This window comes from Acetobacter sp. KSO5 (assembly GCF_044094635.1).
GTDB lineage: Bacteria > Pseudomonadota > Alphaproteobacteria > Acetobacterales > Acetobacteraceae > Acetobacter > Acetobacter cerevisiae.
Genome location: NZ_CP172014.1, coordinates 2,275,102 through 2,288,698, shown reverse-complemented (window position 1 = coordinate 2,288,698; position 13,597 = coordinate 2,275,102). Strand labels below are relative to the sequence as shown.

At 60.8% G+C, this 13,597-nt stretch carries 12 protein-coding genes; 5 read left to right on the top strand and 7 right to left on the bottom strand.

Annotated features, from left to right (window positions below):
* Positions 1–34 precede the first annotated feature (34 nt).
* From ACHQGU_RS10250 to ACHQGU_RS10235, 4 genes are all read left to right on the top strand, one after another.
* On the top strand, positions 35–724 hold the full coding sequence (locus tag ACHQGU_RS10250) for a class I SAM-dependent methyltransferase (protein WP_062274104.1): 690 nt from the start codon (positions 35–37) through the stop codon (positions 722–724).
* Positions 725–935: 211 nt separating this feature from the next.
* Positions 936–2,195 (top strand): cbb3-type cytochrome c oxidase subunit I, encoded by a 1,260-nt coding sequence (locus tag ACHQGU_RS10245; RefSeq protein ID WP_395494965.1) that lies wholly within the window; start codon positions 936–938, stop codon positions 2,193–2,195.
* Complete coding sequence (locus ACHQGU_RS10240; RefSeq protein ID WP_253554597.1) at positions 2,192–3,151, top strand: heme o synthase; 960 nt, start codon at positions 2,192–2,194, stop codon at positions 3,149–3,151. Before ACHQGU_RS10245 ends, ACHQGU_RS10240 begins: the two co-directional genes overlap by 4 nt.
* The gene (locus ACHQGU_RS10235) at positions 3,151–3,288 is read left to right on the top strand and encodes a hypothetical protein (RefSeq protein ID WP_395494964.1); all 138 of its coding nucleotides are present in this window, start codon (positions 3,151–3,153) and stop codon (positions 3,286–3,288) included. Before ACHQGU_RS10240 ends, ACHQGU_RS10235 begins: the two co-directional genes overlap by 1 nt.
* 35 nt (positions 3,289–3,323) lie before the next feature.
* Here the strand turns inward: ACHQGU_RS10235 and ACHQGU_RS10230 are convergent, their stop codons facing one another.
* From ACHQGU_RS10230 to ACHQGU_RS10200, 7 genes are all read right to left on the bottom strand, one after another.
* Complete coding sequence (locus tag ACHQGU_RS10230; protein WP_395494963.1) at positions 3,324–3,518, bottom strand: hypothetical protein; 195 nt, start codon at positions 3,516–3,518, stop codon at positions 3,324–3,326.
* 85 nt (positions 3,519–3,603) lie between these two features.
* Positions 3,604–4,584 (bottom strand): Tim44 domain-containing protein, encoded by a 981-nt coding sequence (locus ACHQGU_RS10225; protein ID WP_395494962.1) that lies wholly within the window; start codon positions 4,582–4,584, stop codon positions 3,604–3,606.
* 24 nt (positions 4,585–4,608) lie between these two features.
* Entirely contained in the window at positions 4,609–5,949 is a 1,341-nt protein-coding gene (locus tag ACHQGU_RS10220; RefSeq protein WP_395494961.1) for a TldD/PmbA family protein, read from the bottom strand.
* The gene (locus tag ACHQGU_RS10215) at positions 5,946–7,211 is read right to left on the bottom strand and encodes a M16 family metallopeptidase (protein ID WP_395494960.1); all 1,266 of its coding nucleotides are present in this window, start codon (positions 7,209–7,211) and stop codon (positions 5,946–5,948) included. The genes ACHQGU_RS10220 and ACHQGU_RS10215 overlap by 4 nt, the downstream gene beginning before the upstream one ends.
* A gap of 59 nt (positions 7,212–7,270) precedes the next feature.
* Positions 7,271–8,668: a threonine synthase gene (gene thrC / locus ACHQGU_RS10210; RefSeq protein ID WP_215753870.1), complete on the bottom strand. Its 1,398-nt coding sequence runs from the start codon at positions 8,666–8,668 to the stop codon at positions 7,271–7,273.
* Between the two features lie 58 nt (positions 8,669–8,726).
* Entirely contained in the window at positions 8,727–9,881 is a 1,155-nt protein-coding gene (locus ACHQGU_RS10205) for an L-dopachrome tautomerase-related protein (protein WP_395494959.1), read from the bottom strand.
* 134 nt (positions 9,882–10,015) lie between these two features.
* A complete protein-coding gene (locus tag ACHQGU_RS10200) occupies positions 10,016–11,521 on the bottom strand; it encodes a carboxypeptidase M32 (RefSeq protein ID WP_395494958.1) in 1,506 nt (501 codons plus the stop codon).
* Between the two features lie 109 nt (positions 11,522–11,630).
* Between ACHQGU_RS10200 and ACHQGU_RS10195 the strand changes: the two genes are divergently transcribed.
* Positions 11,631–13,574: a tetratricopeptide repeat protein gene (locus ACHQGU_RS10195; RefSeq protein ID WP_395494957.1), complete on the top strand. Its 1,944-nt coding sequence runs from the start codon at positions 11,631–11,633 to the stop codon at positions 13,572–13,574.
* Positions 13,575–13,597: the final 23 nt, after the last annotated feature.

The following is a 13,597-nucleotide window of genomic DNA, read 5'->3' as shown; positions in this document are numbered from 1 at the left end:
TGAAGAAATTACAGCAAGCGGGCAGAGAGAGAACATGAGTGACGTTCTCCACGAATGCCCGCCCGGTCAGGGTGAAGATCCGGTGCCTCCTCCTTCACGCTCGGCGCTGGATGCAGAGGCTGTAAAAGTTGCTTACCGTCGGTGGGCCGCCTGCTATGATACTGTCTTTGGCGGTATTTCAGGCGTGGGCCGCAGGCGTGCGGTTGAAGCTGTCAACGCGCTTTCGGGCACCAGGGTGCTGGAAGTCGGCGTGGGGACGGGGCTTGCCTTGCCCTGTTACACTCAGGACAAGCAGATTACTGGTATTGACCTGTCTGGTGACATGCTCGCCCGTGCGCGGGAACGCGTGCAGAGAGAGCATCTGACCAACGTTGAAGGTCTGCTGGAAATGGATGCGGAAGAGACCAGCTTTGCTGATGCCTCTTTCGATATCGCTGTGGCCATGTTCGTGGCTTCTGTGGTGCCGCATCCGCGCAAATTGCTGTGTGAACTCAAGCGTGTTGTGCGGCCCGGTGGTCATATTCTCTTCGTAAACCACTTTCTGGCACCCAATGGTGTTCGTGGTGCGGTAGAACGTGGCATGGCGCGGGCGTCCCGCTCTCTGGGCTGGCATCCGGATTTTGCTATGGAATCCCTGCTGCCGCCGGATGACCTGGCCCGTGCACGGATTCAGCCGGTGCCCCCGCTGGGTCTGTTTACACTTGTGACACTCGACCGGACGTAAAATTCCCTGCTCCCGCCGCTTTTGTCTCTCTTTCTGAACAAGGCAGGGCAGACGGCGGCGCGGGACTTAACGGGTCGTCGGTCTGTCGAAAAACCGTTATTATGCCTTTTTTACAGAGTCCGCAGAGCGCATGGCGCTATGGGGTCTGAATAAGGTACAGGTTACGGAAAATGGCCTTTGCCGGGCAAAAAGCCGGAACGGGAAGAAAAGCATGAACAAGCAGGCTGCATCGGGTACAGGTGTGGGAGCAGGATATCTGCTTGTCGCTGCGGTGGCGGGGCTGCTTGGTGGCGGAGCTTCTGTGCTGCGTCAGGCGGGCCTGATGCCTGACCAGGGCGTCTGGCCTGTTCTGGAACATATCCATGCACCGCTCATGCTTCTGTTTGTTGTAATCCCAGCGCTGGTATGCGGCTTCAGTAATCTCTGGCTGCCGCGTGCTTTGGGGCGTGCAGGCATGGTTTTGCCCGCACTAAACGGTGCTGGCCTTGGGCTGGTTGGCGTGTCCGGCGTTCTGGCTGTCGTCAATGGGGCGCAGGCTCCGGCTATTCTGCTCTGGTGCGTTGGGCTGCTCTGTGCCGTCATGACCGTGCTGGCGACCATTTTTGATAGCCGTGCTGATACAGAACAGAAGCTGCCGTTTTCTCCGTTTGTCTGGGGTGAAATGCTGGCCTCTGCCGTGCTGCTCCTGACTGTGCCGGTTCTGGCCGCCGTGATGACGCACCAGCTGCTCTCCGGCGCTCAGACCGATATTCTGCCGCTTCTGGATGGTTTTGCCGAGCCCGTAACCCTTGTTACGCTGCTTGCTGGTTTTGGTCTTGTGTTCGAGACCGGCGCGCGCGCCAGCCGTTTTTCTGAAAAACCCGTTATTGCCATCATGACAGCGACGGCGGCAGCCTCTGTCATTATCTGGACGCGCGGCGTTTTCGCGCACGGACTGGCTGCCAGCGTGGAGCAGCCCGGCACACTGACTTCTCCTGAAAATGCTGTGCTTTTTGCGTCCACTCTGGCGTCTGTCCTGCTGGCAGGCCTGTGGATGGCAGGCACATGGCGCAGCCGTCTTTCCCTGCGTGTTCCCATGCTGTGGGGGCTCGGTTTTCTGGCGGTTGTCTCCACAGGTTGGGTGGCGCAGTTAATTCAGGGTGATGGGCTGCATTCAGCGCTTCAGCTTGGTGCTGTGTATGCCGCCTTCTGTGGCCTCTATCTGTGGCGCGGAGAAAATGGTGGATACTGGTATCCTCGTTCTCTGGCCGTTTTACAGTTTGTCCTGATGGCTGCCGCGACCGGCTTGTCCTTTTCGCCGCTCTCTGCCGCTGCGCAGATATGGAGCGGGGGTCTGCTCGGCGTATCGCTTCTGTGCTTTGTGGCGACCATGGGCCTGAGCTTCATGCAGAACCGGAAAGTGCCGGAAGGCAGCGAGGCTTCTGCTCAGCCCGTGCTTGGGGCCTCTTCTGAAGGAACGGTGCAGTCATGAGCGATACGGTAGCAACGGACGTTCCGGCGGGACGCATTCGCTTCAAGGCGGACCGGGTTGGCACGACGGCTAAAGACTGGGTGCAGCTACTCAAGCCGCGCGTGATTTCACTGGTCGTGTTTACGGGCGCTGCCGGGATGATTATGGCACCGGGGCACCTGAATCCGTTTGTAGCGGCCGTGGCTATTCTCTGTATCTGTCTGGCTTCTGGTGCCGCCGGGGCCATTAATATGTGGTATGACCGCGATATTGATGCCGTGATGCAGCGCACCATTACCCGGCCTATTCCGGGTGGCCGTATTCCGCCGCAGGAAGCACTGGCCTATGGCGTTGGACTATCCTGCCTGTCTGTCTGCCTGATGTGGATGGCTACTAATGCGCTGGCCGCCGGTATTCTGGCATTCTCGATTTTCTTCTATTCCGTCATTTATACGATGTGGCTCAAGCGCTCCACGCCACAGAATATCGTAATTGGCGGAGCTGCCGGGGCTTTCCCGCCCATGATCGGCTGGGCCGCAGCAACGGGCCACATGGCTGTGCTGCCGGTGGTGATGTTTGGCATTGTGTTCTTCTGGACGCCGCCGCACTTCTGGTCGCTCTCCCTGTATGCCTGCAAGGATTATGGCCGGGCGGGCATTCCGATGCTGCCGGTTGTCAAAGGTGCGCGGCATACACGGTGGAACATCTTTGTCTATACGCTGGTGCTGCTGGCGGTTTCTCTGGTGCCGTCCTTCCTGCATCTGTGCGGCTGGCTCTATACGGGCACGGCTCTGGTACTGGGGCTGGGCTTTATAGCCTGCGCAGTGCGTGTGCTGCGCGAACCGCAGGATGAGACCGGTATCAGTCTGAAGGGCGATAAAGCGGCGCGTCTGTCGTTCCGCTTTTCTCTGGCCTACCTGTTCCTGCTGTTCTGCGGGCTGCTGGCCGACCATATGCTGATGGGGTGGATAGGCTGATGGAAAATCTAAGCGTTCTGAACCCGCAGGAAGTTGCGGAAAAGCAGCGTCGGCAGAAAGAGCGCCTCCGCGCCATGCTTGCCTTCATGGTGCTGCTGGCCGGCGTCATGTACGGCCTGACGTTTACACACTTCTAAAAGATAACGTTTGGGCAGGGGCTTATCCTGCCCGCTCAGGCTTCTTTCTGCCCGGGTGTGCGTGCTGTTTGCAGCAGGCTATCCATCTGGACGTTCACCCCTTTTTCCTGAAGCTTGAGGATATCAGCTTCCAGATCAGCAATTTTGCGCTTGCTCCAGAAGTGCAGGAAGATGCCAAAAGCTGAGGCCGAGACAGCCAGCGCCACGACGGCAATTTCCAGAAACAGCATGTCTTTAATCCTGCTATAAAATACTTAAAAAAAAAGCCTGCACGCTCTTGGGGGAGCCGTGCAGGCCTGAGGAAAAGGCGAGGCGTTACGCGCCACGCCCCTGCTGAATGGCGGAGAGCAACCAGCGGCCCCCGCGGGAAGGCCGGGTGAAGGTCCAGAGTTCTGTAACCGTCACAGGCTCTGTCGAGCTGCCTTCAATCACCTGCCCGGTGGCATTGGTTGTCAGGTCAATCAGGCTGTAGCGCATGGCGACTGTGGCGTAATCCATGCCAGCTTCCTGCCAGGATTCAGCCAGGTCACCCTGAATGAAGTGCACATCAGACACCACATTGCGCGCACCCTGGCTCGCCAGAGTGGCAAGCTGCTGGTTGAAGTAGGAGACCATTTCCGGCGTGGCCATCTGCTGGAGCGCCGGAATGTTCTGCTGGTTCCACGCTGTCTGGATATCCAGCAGGGTCTGCTGGAAGGCCTGATAATCCGCACTGGTAATAGCCAGAGAGGAACTCCCGCTAGCCGGGAAGCCTGCGGGTGTGGTGGACGGAGCCGGTCCGGACCCACCCTGATTCAGCGGGAAGCCGGAATTGCCTCCGCGGGAAGATCCATTGCCGCTAAAGCGACGGACCAGCCACATCACGACCATGACGATCAGCCCGATCTGGATCATCAGCCCGATAAAGCTGAACAGACCATGGACACCGCCCATAAAGCCGTGCCCGCTCAGCAGGCCGAACAGTCCCGCCCCGAGCATGCCCCCGGCAAAGCCTGTCAGGAAGGGGTGGCGGGATGCCGTGCCCATGCCCCGGTTAAACGGTGCGCCGTAATTACTCTGTCCGGGGTAGCCATTATAGCCCGGAGCCGGGGAGCGCGGCGTAATGGAGCGGTCCATGGGAGCCGCGCCGTAAGGCGTGGTGTTGGTGGACGGTGGTGCGCTCCATGTCCGGCTGCCACGGCTGCCCATGGAACTGCCCTGACCGGGGCGGGCATCGGCATGCTGCGCCAGAGGGCCACCAAGCATGCTGATGGTCAGAAAAGCGGTTAAAACAGGCGTAAGAAAACGCTTTTTCACGGTGTCTGGTCTCTCCGGACGATGTTAGGCCCCGGCAAGGCTCAGGGCATCTACTCTTAATGTGGGGGCATCACTCCCAAAACGGAACTGCAAATCGTCCGCTAATGTCATCGACGCGAAAATTTCCAGCAGGTTGCCTGCCAGTGTGAATTCTTCTGCGGCCTCGGCAATCTGACCATCACGGATCATGAAACCGGATGCGCCACGGCTGTAATCGCCCGTCAGGCCATTGATGGACGAGCCCATCATCTCGGTGATGAACACGCCTTCCTTGATGTCCGCCATCAGAGCGGCAGGGGTGACGCTGCCGGGCTGGAAGGCCAGATTGCTGGGGGAGGGCGCGGGCTGGCTGGAAGCACCACGTGCTGCACGGCCATTGCTTGTCAGGCCGAGGTGGCGGGCGCTGCGGGTATCCAGAATCCAGCTTTGCAGAACGCCGTTTTCAACCAGCGTCAGCGGTTTGCCCTGCACAGCCTCGCCATCAAACGGGCGGGAGCGCAGGCCGCGCAGGCGCGTCGGGTCATCCGTGATGGTGATCTCTTTGGCAAAAATCTGCTGGCCGAGCTTGTCCTTCAAAAAAGACGTGCCGCGCGCGATGGAAGAGCCGCTGATGGCTCCCACCAGATGTCCAAGAAAGCTGTTCGCCACGCGGGGGTGAAACACAACCGGATATTTGCCCGTGCGCGGACGGGTGGGGTTCAGACGTGCGACGGCATTGCGGCCTGCGCTGCGGCCCAGTGTTGCGGCATCATCCAGATCCGCCAGATGGACCGTGCCGTGATAGTCATAATCGCGCTGCATACGGTCACCTTTGCCCGCCAGAACGCAGACAGAGGTGGAGTGGCGGGTGCGGGCATAGGTGCCGGCAAAATCCTGTGAGGTGACGAGAATGACCTCTGTGCGGCCAAAGGAGGCACTGCTGCCTGCACTGTTGGTCACACCCTCAATCGCCAGAGCGGCTTCTTCACCCTCACGGGCGCGGGCGAGAAGGGCGTTGGCGTCTGGCTCTGCGGTATCCGTCAGATCCAGCGCATTCTGGGTGAGAGTGCCAGTCAGCGCCTGTGGGGCCAGACCGGCATATTTGTCATCCGGCAGCATGCGGGCCATGGCCAGCGCCTGATCAATCAGCCCGTCGAAACGGGCCGGGTCCAGCGTGGTTGTGGAGACAATGGCGGTTTTCTGGCCTGCAAACACCCGCAGGCCAAGGTCTGTGGTTTCCGAGCGTTCCAGCTCTTCCGTCACACCGTTACGAACCCCCGCGCCCAGTGCGGTGCTGGAGACAAAAACCGCATCTGCGGCATCCGCTCCGGCGTTGCGCGCGCGGCGGACAAGATCAGAGATCTTTTCGAGGGTTTGTTCGCTCATGCCGCGAGGTTCTCCGTAATCGTGTCCAGAGACAGGACGTGTTTAACAGGACCCAGTGCTGCCAGCGTGGGCTTCTGGGTGAAAATGCGGGTTGCAACGCGACAGATATCATCCGTCGTGACAGCTTCCACGCGTGCCACTGTTTCCGCCACCGGGATCAGACGACCAAACAGCTGGAGCTGGCGGGCAATCTGCTCACACCGGCTGCCGGTGCTTTCCAGAGACATCAGCAGGGAAGCCTTGAGCTGCGCACAGGCGCGGGCCAGCTCGTCTTTCCCGACGCTTTTCTGAACCTTTTTCAGTTCTTCCAGCGTGACGGGCACCAGTTCCGCACATTCTTTCTCGCCTGTCCCGGCATAAATGCCGAACACACCGCCATCGAGGAACGGCGCGTTGAAAGAATAAACGGAATAAACCAGACCGCGCTTTTCCCGGATTTCCTGGAACAGGCGGGAAGACATGCCTCCGCCCAGCAGCAGGGACAGCATCAGAGCCGCGTAATAGTCCGGGTCATTATACCCCACAGAGGGGAAGCCCAGAACCACATGGGCCTGATCCAGATCCTTCTCCTGCCGGAATTCACCGCCACCATAAATGGAGGGCGTGCCGGGGATGAGCGGGGTGGTGCCGAGGTCGGCAAAGTGCCGTTCAACCTGCCGCACAACGTCCTCATGGTGCAGATTGCCAGCCGCTGCCACAACCATGTTGCCGGTGGTGTAATGCGCGCTCATGTAACGCATCAGCGTCTCACGGCTCATGGTGCGGATAAGGTCTTCCGTGCCGAGCGTGGGGCGGCCCATGGGCTGGTTCGGGTACGCTGTGGCCTGAAAATGGTCGAACACCACATCATCCGGCGTATCATTGGCCTGCCCGATTTCCTGCAGGATCACGCCGCGTTCGCGTTCAATTTCCGTCGGGTCAAACGTGGAATGGGTCAGGATATCGCCAATGATATCAATACCCAGATCCAGATTTTCCTTCAGCAGCTTGACGTAATAAGCGGTCTGTTCCCGCGCGGTGTAGGCATTGATATGCCCGCCCACATTTTCAATTTCCTCAGCAATCTGCAGGGCAGAGCGGCGCTCCGTGCCTTTGAAGGCCATGTGCTCAAGGAAGTGAGAAACACCGTTTTCTTCTGCGGTTTCATCCCGTGTGCCGGTGGAGACATAGGCTCCGAAGGACACGGTTTCGACGCGCTCCATACGTTCTGTCACAACAATCAGGCCCGAGGGCAGACGGGTCAGCTGGATCGGATCGGTCATTCTTGTCCTGAAAAGAAAGGCCGCAAGCGCGGCCTGAAGAGAAGGAAGGTGAGAACGTCTCAGGCGTTGGAAAGTACCGCCGCACGCACGGCATCTTTCACGGCGTCAGCCGTGGCCGGAACGGTGCGGTAGCGCTCTTCACGCGAATAGAGGTCTGCCAGATGCACGGGCAGGGCCGGGCGAATGCCGGTTGCTGCCACCATGGCATCCGGGAATTTGGCCGGATGGGCCGTTGCCATGGCGACCATGGGCACACCGGCTTCCCGGAAGCGGCGGCCTGCGGCAATGCCAATGGCGCTGTGCGGGTCAGCCAGATAACCGGAACGGTCATGCAGGCCTTTGATTTCCGCTTCCGTCGCCGCATCGTCCAGCGCCAGACCGGAGAAGAGGCTGCGGGCCGTCTCCCACGCTTCCGCCGGCACATCCATGTGCCCGGTCGCGCGGAAGCTGGTCATGATGCGGGCGCAGGCCTCGGCATCACGCCCCAGCAGTTCAAACAGCAGGCGCTCGAAGTTGGAAGAGACCTGAATATCCATGGACGGCGAAAGGCTGGGCATGACGGACTTCATCGTCATGTCATTCGCGTTCAGGAAGCGGGTCAGAATATCGTTACGGTTGGAACCGACGCACAGATGGCGGATGGGCAGACCCATTTTGCGCGCAGCCCATGCGGCCAGAATGTTGCCGAAGTTGCCCGTCGGCACCGCAAAGGAGACTTCCTGTTCCGGCGCGCCAAAGTTGAGCGCGGCATAGACGTAGTAAGGAATCTGCGCGGCGATGCGGGCCCAGTTGATGGAATTGACGGCGGAGAGATGCATGTCCTTACGGAACGGCATATCTGCAAACAGGGCTTTGACCAGATCCTGACAGTCGTCAAACGTGCCCTCAATGGCCAGATTGGTCACGTTGGCTTCCAGCACCGTCGTCATCTGGCGGCGCTGCACTTCGGACGTGCGATCCTTGGGGTGCAGAATGACAACGGAGAGGCGGTCCCGCCCGCGGCAGGCTTCAATGGCGGCAGACCCGGTGTCGCCAGAGGTTGCCCCCACAATGGTTACATGGCTGTCGCGCTCGGTCAGCACATGCTCAAACAGCTGGCCAAGCAGCTGCATGGCCATATCTTTGAAGGCCAGCGTCGGGCCGTGGAACAGTTCCTGCACAAACAGGCCATCTTCCACCTGCGTGAGCGGGACAATGGCCGGGTGGTCAAAGCCGGCATAGGCTTTCTCGCACAGGCTGCGCAGCGTGCCGGGGTCAATATCCTCCCCGACAAACGGCCGCATAATCCGGGCAGCAAGCTCCGGATACGGCAGACCCCGCATGGCTTGCCACTCGGAGAGTGAAAAGCTGGGCCATGTTTCCGGCAGATACAGGCCGCCATCTTCGGCAAGGCCTGTCAGCAGGACATCAGAGAACGAGAGAGCGGGAGCCTTCCCCCGGGTCGAGATATAGCGCATGGCCAGACTTATACCCTGAATGCGAGACGGCGCGAAGTAGCCTTCTGCATCCGTATGTTTAGGTTGGAGGCGGGGTGGTAGGCAGCGTGAGCTGATAGACCGTCACAGGCCATGTCACAGTCGCTTTACCGTTCTGGAACGCGGCGGTGTGGTCAAGCTGCATGGCGGGCACAAACAGGTGTCCGTGCGTATCCAGCCCCGGCGTGCCGGGGAAGTTCAGGCGCGGGTCCGTAATCAGCCTGCGCGGGATACGGCCGGTGCTGTAGCTGAGGATGCTGTTGGTGCTGACGTCAGACCAGTAAAGCGTGCCATCCGGGCCAATGGTCATACCGCCCAGTGAGGGCGTTTTATACCATTGGGTGACAATTTCTTCCATGGCAGCCGGGGTAATGTCCGGGTCGGAAAAGGTGCTGGTTTCCACGCGGGAGAGGTAGTTGCCGGGGGCCTGCATGACAATCCAGCGGCCATCCGGGCTGACGGCGATCATGCTGGAATCAATGGCCGCGGCACGACCATCCCCCCAGTTGAGCGTGCCGCCCGGAATCTGAATGGGGCGCGTGGCCGTCAGAGAGGGGTGACGGTCCAGAAAACGGCGGGTGGAGGCAGAGGGAATATCGACCACCAGCACCCCGGCCACGCCGGAATCCGTCACATACGCCGTGTTCTCATGCACAGCGATGCCGGAGAGAATGCTGTCCGGGTGGAGCGCTGTTTTCTCAATTGCGACGGTGCCCAGCACAGTATTCTTCTGTGTGTCGATATGGATCAGCTTGGGCTGAGCAATAGCCGGGGCCTTGCGGTTGGGCACGCCGCTATCCAGCACCCATAGCGTGCTATCCGGCAGAAGCGTCACGCCCGCAGCAGCCACAATCCGTTTTGTGGCATCCCCTTCAGTCGCGTTCCAGTCTGCATCGGGGTAAGGGGCAAAGCTGCCATCCGGGTTGCGGACGGAAAGCTGCGGGCCGGGGTTGCCGATCCATGCCGGGGCCTCAAACAACATCCGGCCATCGGGCAACGGCACTACGGCATCCCAGACCTGTTTGTCAGACTGGGTAAAGGGCGTGAGGGCTGAGGCAGAAAGCTCTGGCACTTTCGGCATATGCACCGCCCATGCGGAGGGCGTGGGCAGGGCAGCGGCAAGGCTTGCTGTCAGAGTTGTCAAAGCGAGGGCGCGGCGGAACCCCGAAAAAGGCCGGGTGCGTCTGATAATCATGAAATTTCTGGCAGCCTTGCTATGCGTGTGCGGCGAAAACATGCGGCCAGTCTCCCCCGTTTTGCCCCACCCCGACAACCGCATTCTTCGCATGGCCCGTCAGAACCCTGCGAAGAGGCGGACGTGTGAAAGTCTCAGGCGTCTGGCGCGCGGTCCAGATAACGACTGCGGATATGGGCCTGCCAGGCATCGGCCGCCAGAGGGGCGTCGGTGGCATCTTTAATAATGTCGGGCATGGAGGCGCTCCTGGCGCGGCTGTGGATGTTGGTGCGCAGCCATTTCAGCAGTGGGGCAAAATTCCCCTGCGCCAGCGCCGGAGCAATCTGTCTGTCCTGCTGGAAGGCGGCTGTACGAATCTGGGCAGCTGCCAGCGCCCCCCAGGCATAGCAGGGGAAATACCCGAACAACCCTTCCGGCCAGTGGATGTCCTGCAAACAACCGCGGCGGTCATCGGGCACCGTCAGGCCGAGCAGGGCGTGGAGTCGGTCATTAAACGCGGCGGGCAGGTCTTTGAGAGCGAGGTCGCCGTTGATCATGGCCGTTTCCAGTTCATACCGGACGAGAATATGGGCGGGGTAGGTCACCTCATCCGCATCCACGCGGATAAAGCCGGGGGCCACATGCGTTACCAGACGATGCAGATTGTCCGCCTGCCAGCCGGGGGTGCCCTCCGGGATGTGGAATTCTGTCCGCAGGAGCGGCGTGACCCACTCCATAAAGGCGCGGGAGCGGCAAACCTGCATTTCCATGGTTAGAGACTGGCTTTCATGCAGCGTCATGCCGCCAGCCTGCCCGACGGGCTGAGAGAGCCAGTCTGCTGGCAGCCCCATGTCATACAGCGCGTGGCCGGTTTCATGCAGCACGCCCATCATGGCGGGGAGGAAGTCTGCTTCTTCATAGCGGGTGGTCAGACGTACATCATGCGTGGCCCCTCCGCAGAAGGGGTGGAGGCTGACGTCCAGCCGGCCGCGCGTCATATCAAAGCCAAGCTGCTGCATCAGTTTGCGACCCAGCGCTTCCTGCTGTGGCACCAGAAACGGGCCTTGCAGCGGGGTAGGGGCAGGGAGGCTGTTCTGCTTTTCCAGCACGGCGGCAATCAGGCCGGGCAGTTCAGTGCTCAGGCGGCTGAAAATCGGGTCAATATCCGTCTGGCGCGTGCCGGGATCAAACGAGTCCAGCAGCGCATCATACGGAGAAAGCCCCAGCGCTTCGCCTTTGGCTTTGGCAATCTGCTGCGTGAGGTTCAGCACTTCCTGCTGGTAGGGCAGAAAGGTTTTGAAATCGTTGTTCTGGCGGGCTTCACGCCATACCATTTCGCTTCGGGCGGTAGCCTGTGCACTGGCTTCCACCAGATCCCCCGGCAGCGCGGTGGCGTGCGTATGCAGGCGCCGCATTTCCGCAAGGTTGGCACGCCGCCAGAGATCATCCCCCGCGTCTGCCGTGGCCAGCAGGTCCGTCATTTCCGGGGATGTGAGAATTTCGTGCCGTAGTCCTTCCAGCATGGCCAGATTTTCCGCCCGGCGCTCTGCCGCGCCGTGGGGCATGATCACTTCCTTGTCCCAGCACAGAATGCCGATGGCATCATTCAGGGAGGACAGACGGGCAAAATGGCGTTCAAGGCTCTGGTAGGCTTTATTCATCAGCTGAGATCTGATCCTGTAGGGTGGCAATGCTGGCCTGTAGGGTAGAGCATCCCTTCGCGGGACGGAACTCTCTGCGCAGGCGGTTTGACAGAACGAAGGAAAGCACATGCCCCAGAAAAACGGGATGGCGACACAGGAGCCATCGGTTGAACAGGCGCTGGCCCTTCTTTCTGTCGGGGATGCAGAGCGGGCCGCAACCCTGTTGCGCGTCCTGTTGCGTGAGGATGCATCGGACGCCGAGGCCTGGCATGCCATGGCTTGTGTGGCCCGTGCCGGGGGCGATGCGCAGTCCGCCATTGCTCTGGCTGGGCGGGCGATTGGCCTGCGGCCTGAAGGGCATTTCCACATTACACTGGCGCATGCATTGCTTGAGCAAGGGCATGCAGAGCCTGCACGGGCGGCGGCTAATGTGGCAGTGATGACAACGCCGCGTGACCCGCGGGCGCATGAGGCCATGGCCACTATTCTGGAAGCGGAAAACCGCGTGCAGGAGGCTGAGGTGGCGTTGCGTACCGCGTTGCGTTTGCGGCCTTTGGACTGTGAAAAACATCTCAGTCTCGCAGCATTTCTCGCCCGGCATGGGCGGGTGGCCGAGGCTGTGCAGGCATCAGAAAAAGCGCTGCGTCTGGCTCCCGAGAACGTTTTTGCACACAACCAGCACGCCGTGTTGCTGGAGCGGGCGGGGCGGATGCGGGAGGCTGAACCGTTCTTTGCAGTCGTGGCCACGGCTTTTCCGCAGGATGCCGTCGCCCTCGCCAATTATGGTGCGGCTCTGTTTGCCAAAGGGGACTTTGAACAGGCCCGAAGCCTGTTGCAGGACTCGGTGCGTCGTGCGCCAGACGCACCGGAAACCCGCACCAATCTGGGGCTGGTGCAGATGGCGCTGGGGGCGCTTGATGAGGCTGAGCAGGAACTGGGCGCAGCTCTTGCCCTCCGCAAACACGATGCCCGGCTGGCGGTGAATTACGGCACGGTGCTGTCTGACCTCGGACGGCGGCAGGAGGCAGAAGCGCTCTTCCGGCAAGTGGAAAACTGGGAGGCTTCAGAGCAGGATCGGGCGCGCGCCCGCTTCAATCTGGGCACGGTCTTGCTGGCGGAGGGGCGTTTTCATGAAGGCTGGCAGGCCTTCGAGGCTCGCCAGAGTTTGCTGCCTGCGCGCCATACGGAAGAGTTGCAGCAATGGGATGGGGCGGACGCCGGTGGCGCCCCGGTTCTGCTGTATGCCGAGCAGGGGCTGGGCGATACACTCCAGTTTCTGCGGTATGTGGAACCGGCTCTGGAGCGTGCGCCCATTCTTCTGGCCGTGCCGGAAGGGCTGCGCTCTTTGGTGGCGCAGATGGAGAGCGTGCAGGCCGGGCGTGTCACGCTTCTGGCAAAAGGACAGACGGCCCGTTCTGCGGGAGCTGTGGCGTGTTGTTCTCTGCTCAGTCTGCCCGCCCGGCTCGGGTTGGATGCGCCGTATCGATGGACGCAGGTATTTCAGGAAGCGGAAGCAGGTGGCCTTTCAGAGGGGCAGGCCCGCGTTCCGCTACGTGGGCCGGGTGACGGTGTTGCGCTTCAATCAGCTGCAAAGCCACTTCGGGTCGGTCTCTGCTGGGCGGGGAACCCGAGTTATCGGTTTGACCGTCGTCGCTCCATGGCACCTGCCTGCCTTGCGCCGCTGGCGGAGGTGCCGGGCGTGGCGTTTCAGTCTCTTCAGCGCGACCATACGGGGGAAGGGCTGCCCTTTTCTGTGACCCCGTTACCGGACGGGGACATGCTCAGCACCGCCCGTTTGGTCGCCGGGCTGCATGTGGTGATTACGGTCGATACCGTCATTGCGCATCTGGCGGGCGTGTTGGGGAAACCGGTGTGGCTGCTTAACCGCTTTGGGGGAGACTGGCGCTGGGCGGAAGGCTCAACGCGGGCTTTGCCGGACGGAAGGGCGGAGAACCTGTGGTATCCGAGTCTCCGCCTGTTTTCTCAGGCCGCCCCCGGTGAGGGCAATGCCCCGTGGGAAAAACCTGTGAAGGCTGTGGCTGAGGCTTTGCACAAACTTGTTAAGATGTAACCGCAACGCCTGTTGCCCCGCCG

Bases quoted from the DNA above. Each gene is read 5' to 3' on its own strand.
- ACHQGU_RS10250 (WP_062274104.1), top strand. From the start codon at position 35: ATGAGTGACGTTCTCCACGAATGCCCGCCCGGTCAGGGTGAAGATCCG.
- ACHQGU_RS10245 (WP_395494965.1), top strand. From the start codon at position 936: ATGAACAAGCAGGCTGCATCGGGTACAGGTGTGGGAGCAGGATATCTG.
- ACHQGU_RS10240 (WP_253554597.1), top strand. From the start codon at position 2,192: ATGAGCGATACGGTAGCAACGGACGTTCCGGCGGGACGCATTCGCTTC.
- ACHQGU_RS10235 (WP_395494964.1), top strand. From the start codon at position 3,151: ATGGAAAATCTAAGCGTTCTGAACCCGCAGGAAGTTGCGGAAAAGCAG.
- ACHQGU_RS10230 (WP_395494963.1), bottom strand. From the start codon at position 3,518: ATGCTGTTTCTGGAAATTGCCGTCGTGGCGCTGGCTGTCTCGGCCTCA.
- ACHQGU_RS10220 (WP_395494961.1), bottom strand. From the start codon at position 5,949: ATGAGCGAACAAACCCTCGAAAAGATCTCTGATCTTGTCCGCCGCGCG.
- ACHQGU_RS10215 (WP_395494960.1), bottom strand. From the start codon at position 7,211: ATGACCGATCCGATCCAGCTGACCCGTCTGCCCTCGGGCCTGATTGTT.
- thrC (WP_215753870.1), bottom strand. From the start codon at position 8,668: ATGCGCTATATCTCGACCCGGGGGAAGGCTCCCGCTCTCTCGTTCTCT.
- ACHQGU_RS10205 (WP_395494959.1), bottom strand. From the start codon at position 9,881: ATGATTATCAGACGCACCCGGCCTTTTTCGGGGTTCCGCCGCGCCCTC.
- ACHQGU_RS10200 (WP_395494958.1), bottom strand. From the start codon at position 11,521: ATGAATAAAGCCTACCAGAGCCTTGAACGCCATTTTGCCCGTCTGTCC.
- ACHQGU_RS10195 (WP_395494957.1), top strand. From the start codon at position 11,631: ATGCCCCAGAAAAACGGGATGGCGACACAGGAGCCATCGGTTGAACAG.